The sequence below is a fragment of the Chamaesiphon sp. genome, from assembly GCF_041737865.1.
In the GTDB taxonomy this organism is placed as follows: Bacteria; Cyanobacteriota; Cyanobacteriia; order Cyanobacteriales; family Chamaesiphonaceae; genus Chamaesiphon.
The window spans coordinates 1-2,186 of sequence record NZ_JBGSQZ010000304.1 but is presented as its reverse complement, the minus strand read 5'-3'; the positions used below and the strand labels follow the sequence as shown (position 1 = coordinate 2,186).

The 2,186-nt window shown below is 45.4% G+C and carries 4 protein-coding genes and 1 pseudogene; 3 read left to right on the top strand and 2 right to left on the bottom strand.

Translation table 11 applies throughout. From position 1 onward, the window contains the following. Nucleotides 1-135 precede the first annotated feature (135 nt). Together ACEW9J_RS23630 and ACEW9J_RS23625 are read right to left on the bottom strand one after the other, a co-directional pair. Nucleotides 136-375 (bottom strand): annotated as a pseudogene (locus tag ACEW9J_RS23630) (type II toxin-antitoxin system YhaV family toxin); the annotation flags it as partial. Continuing rightward, nucleotides 372-704, bottom strand: coding sequence for a type II toxin-antitoxin system PrlF family antitoxin (locus ACEW9J_RS23625; protein ID WP_373547519.1), 333 nt, complete (start codon nucleotides 702-704; stop codon nucleotides 372-374). The gene ACEW9J_RS23625 and the pseudogene ACEW9J_RS23630, both read right to left, overlap by 4 nt. A gap of 268 nt (nucleotides 705-972) precedes the next feature. Between ACEW9J_RS23625 and ACEW9J_RS23620 the strand changes: the two genes are divergently transcribed. The 3 genes from ACEW9J_RS23620 to ACEW9J_RS23610 are packed head-to-tail and all read left to right on the top strand — an operon-like array spanning nucleotide 973 to nucleotide 2,049. Beyond that, the gene (locus tag ACEW9J_RS23620; RefSeq protein WP_373547518.1) at nucleotides 973-1,197 is read left to right on the top strand and encodes an AbrB family transcriptional regulator; all 225 of its coding nucleotides are present in this window, start codon (nucleotides 973-975) and stop codon (nucleotides 1,195-1,197) included. Continuing rightward, entirely contained in the window at nucleotides 1,194-1,595 is a 402-nt protein-coding gene (locus ACEW9J_RS23615; protein WP_373547517.1) for a type II toxin-antitoxin system death-on-curing family toxin, read from the top strand. The genes ACEW9J_RS23620 and ACEW9J_RS23615 overlap by 4 nt, the downstream gene beginning before the upstream one ends. Then, nucleotides 1,579-2,049, top strand: coding sequence for a hypothetical protein (locus ACEW9J_RS23610; RefSeq protein WP_373547516.1), 471 nt, complete (start codon nucleotides 1,579-1,581; stop codon nucleotides 2,047-2,049). Before ACEW9J_RS23615 ends, ACEW9J_RS23610 begins: the two co-directional genes overlap by 17 nt. Nucleotides 2,050-2,186: the final 137 nt, after the last annotated feature.

Below are 2,186 nucleotides of genomic sequence, written 5' to 3'. Positions count from 1 at the left end.
AAAGAGACATAATATAGATACGTCTCCAAAAGTGCAGTTTCTGAGACATACTTTTGTTTGCTGGTATGGACTTCAAGCGTGTGGTGCTAAACCTAATTTTCCAGAATCCCCCTCTTCGAGGGTTAATACCGAGAACCCCAGTGTCGTACCCTGGCGATATATAGGCAGAGTCGGGTCTTGAGGAATAACATCAAAGGCTAACTTGGCAATAGCTGCTAACCGCTTAGTAGCATTTTTCTTGTGATAGTCCTGTGGATACTTCAGCCGCAGATTTGCAACTTGGGTTAAGAGTTCTTCAACCTGTAAGAGAAACAGATCGTGAGCAAATATAGTCCATTCATTAATTACTAGCGGCTGCGGTTCGGATTCACTCATTCATCTTCAGCCGCCAGTGCTGCATCCAGATCGAGATCGACATTGCTGACCAACGATTGAATTCGATCGACCAAATCGGAACTAACCTGTCGCACATGCTGGGGATTGGCTTGGATGTCTGTAGCTAGAAAATGTAGAAACTGTCCCAACAGCGGATCGCTGTTTTCATCCTCCGCCCGCGAAATCGTCACTTGCCCGTCAGATCCGATCGTATAGGAGATGCGATCTCGCTTATTTAAGCCCAATACTTTGCGAATGGGATCGGGAACGGTCGTCTGGTAACGATCGGTCAAAGTAGATTCCGAGCAGGGGGTTGATGGTGTAGCCATAGCAACTTGTCAACTGGTAGGGTAAACTCTACTCCCAAAGTAATGCAATTGCATTACTTTGTCAATCATGATTCCCCTCTCCTTTACCCTTTACCCTTTACCCTTTCCCCCCACACCCACCAGTTACACTCTCTTACAATACTACAAACACATGATAAGGAAGATTATCGTGCATTAGACGATGATTAGACAAGATTTAGGCACTCGGCGCGATCGTGATATAGTTAAAACAGGTACAATCCAATTACCATCATCGATTCAAAGTTTTATGCAAACTCTTAAAATTAGTAAAGTAGGCGATTCATTGAGTATAGTTTTATCGCCAGAAATTCTTCAAAAATTACAGGTTGGGGAAGGGGATTCGATTATGGCGATCGAGACAGTTGATGGGATTAAGCTTATCGCGGACGATCTAAAATTTCAGGCGGGGATAGAAGCTTATAACAAGGTTGTCAACAAATACTCGAAGGCTTTAGATGAGTTGGCGAAATGACCCCGCCAGTTTGGATTTCTGAAGTATTAGCCAGAACAATCCATGACGACCAAATTGCTCGATTTGGCGGTAGTGATGGGATTAGGGACGAAAATTTATTTTTAGCCAGTTTGGATCGACCGCGTAATCTACTTGCCTATGGCGACTCGCCAACGTTATTCGATCTGGCGGCTGCTTATGCCTATGGAATTGCCAAAAATCACCCTTTCGTTGATGGCAATAAGCGCACTGGCTTTGTACTAGCGGCTGTATTTTTGGAGCTAAATGGTTATTCGCTCGACACATCTGACTCGGAAGTAGTTGGGCTAATGGTTCGATTGGCACAAGGTCTGGAAGCTCAAGAATCGATTGCACTTTGGATGCAGTCACGATCGATAAAAAATGATCCCCAAGTCTAGGCAAATTCCTGAAAAATGTCGGCGATGTGCCCCGTTGAGTCCGGCTGAGGCTAGAGCAAAACATCCGACTTGCTGGGATGATAAGCTTTGCACTGCTCGACGGTTTTACATTAATAATCGCGATCGAATCAATCAGAAACGGGCGCGCAAACGTGTTGAAACAAAGCATCAAATTCCCGTACCCCAAGTCCATTATGGGATTTTACAGGTGTGGCGGGAGCTACGGGAAGATTCGCCGATTCATGCGATTGGGATTGAAATTTGGGATGGGAGTAATAAGTTAGCAGTGGTGCAGCCAGTTCATTGTGCTGGATGGTTGCCATCCCAAGTTCATGAGTATCTCCGGCAAGCTCTGACGGTATTGGATAGTGAGTATGGATTCAAGAAGTTTTCGTCTCAGATCTTAATTAGTCCCGAACAGTGTCCGATCCGGCCTTGTTTCCTATGCCAGTAGTTGTTCAACTTTCACTCTGGGATTATCTAGATACTGCATCTAAAACTCCGGTGGATGCGGATTTGTTTGGATTGCTCGATCGGGTGGAGCAGTCGATCGAGTTGCTGCCCATAGGTGAGAAGTTAGCGGTGGCAGGG

Bases quoted from the DNA above. Each gene is read 5' to 3' on its own strand.
- ACEW9J_RS23610 (WP_373547516.1), top strand. From the start codon at position 1,579: ATGATCCCCAAGTCTAGGCAAATTCCTGAAAAATGTCGGCGATGTGCC.
- ACEW9J_RS23625 (WP_373547519.1), bottom strand. From the start codon at position 704: ATGGCTACACCATCAACCCCCTGCTCGGAATCTACTTTGACCGATCGT.
- ACEW9J_RS23615 (WP_373547517.1), top strand. From the start codon at position 1,194: ATGACCCCGCCAGTTTGGATTTCTGAAGTATTAGCCAGAACAATCCAT.
- ACEW9J_RS23620 (WP_373547518.1), top strand. From the start codon at position 973: ATGCAAACTCTTAAAATTAGTAAAGTAGGCGATTCATTGAGTATAGTT.